1 protein-coding gene is annotated in these 1,420 nt (G+C 39.3%); it reads left to right on the top strand.

The genetic code is table 11. From position 1 onward, the window contains the following. Positions 1-98 precede the first annotated feature (98 nt). Positions 99-1,420: IS1182 family transposase (locus F565_RS0120900; protein WP_026300225.1), on the top strand; the 1,322-nt coding region annotated here is incomplete at its 3' end.

Raw genomic sequence — 1,420 nt, 5'->3', positions numbered from 1 at the left:
GAAGCCGTCTCAAAACTGAGGCGGTTTTTTTATGCATTTTTTTGGCAGAAAGTTTATTTTTTATTATATTCAAGTATTGATTATCAATATTTTAAGCGATGAAATTTAAGCCCTACAACCAGAACCAGTCGACTCTTTTCCCTCATTCGTTTGATGAATTAATACCTGCGCATCATCCGGTCCGGGTTATTAACTCCGTTGTAGAGAAAATAAATATCCAGCCGTTACTTGAAGCCTATAGTAAAGAAGGAAATCCTGGGTACCATCCCAAAATGCTTTTGAAGGTGATGATTTATAGTTATATGACTAACGTTTATTCCTCGCGTAAGATAGAATTAGCACTTCGTGAGAATATTAACTTTATGTGGCTTACTGCAACCACCTTTGTAGACCACAATACCGTGAACCGCTTTAGGAGCGATAAGCTTAAAAGCAGTTTTAAAGACATTTTTAAACAGGTCGTACTGATGCTGGCCGATGAAAAATTAATCAGTTTAAAACAGATCAATACCGATGGCACCAAGATAGAAGCGCAGGCAGGGCGCTATACTTTTGTCTGGGGCAAGGCCATACAAACCAATAAAGCCAAAATGCTCTCCCAACTGGAAGAACTCTGGAATTATGCCCAAAGCATTGATAACGAAGATGGCCCTGAGAATGACCCGCCTGAATTTAAAGAAATAAGCAAAGAGGTAATAGAGAAGACGGTATCCAGGATTGACCAAAAGTTATCAGGCAATACTAATGCCAGTAAGAAATCGAAAGCTAAACTGAATTATATCAAAAAGAATTTCGTCAGCAATCTTGAAAAATATGACCAGCAGCAGGCCATTTTAGGCCAACGCAACAGTTACTCCAAAACAGATACGGATGCCACTTTTATGCGCATGAAGGAGGACCATATGAAAAACGGGCAGTTAAAACCGGCTTATAACCCGCAGATATCTACAGAAAACCAAATTATCATTCACTATACCATCCATCAAAACCCAACAGATACAAAAACGCTGAAACCGCACCTGCAAAGCATGAAAGAGCTTTATGGAAAGCACATTTACCGTAAAATTAAAGAAATCACTGCCGATGCCGGATATGGCAGTGAAGAGAATTATGACTTTTTGAAAAGGGAGAAAAAGACAGCTTTTGTCAAGTACAACACTTTTGATAAAGAGCAGGACAAAAATTATCAGAAAAAGCACAAGTCATTTAGCAAAGAAAACCTTCATTATAATAAAGAAGGAGATTATTATGTATGCCCGATGGGTCAGAAAATGAACAAAACCCACCAAAGCAAGAGGGTAACCGAAGCAGGATATGAACAAAACTTATCTCATTACCAAGCCCAAAACTGTCTGGGATGCCCCATCCGTGGCCTGTGCCACCAGGCAAAAGGAAACAGGAGCATTGAGCGCAATCACAA

The organism is Flavobacterium rivuli WB 3.3-2 = DSM 21788, assembly GCF_000378485.1.
Taxonomy (GTDB): Bacteria; Bacteroidota; Bacteroidia; order Flavobacteriales; family Flavobacteriaceae; genus Flavobacterium; species Flavobacterium rivuli.
This window is presented reverse-complemented; position numbering and strand designations above follow the sequence as displayed.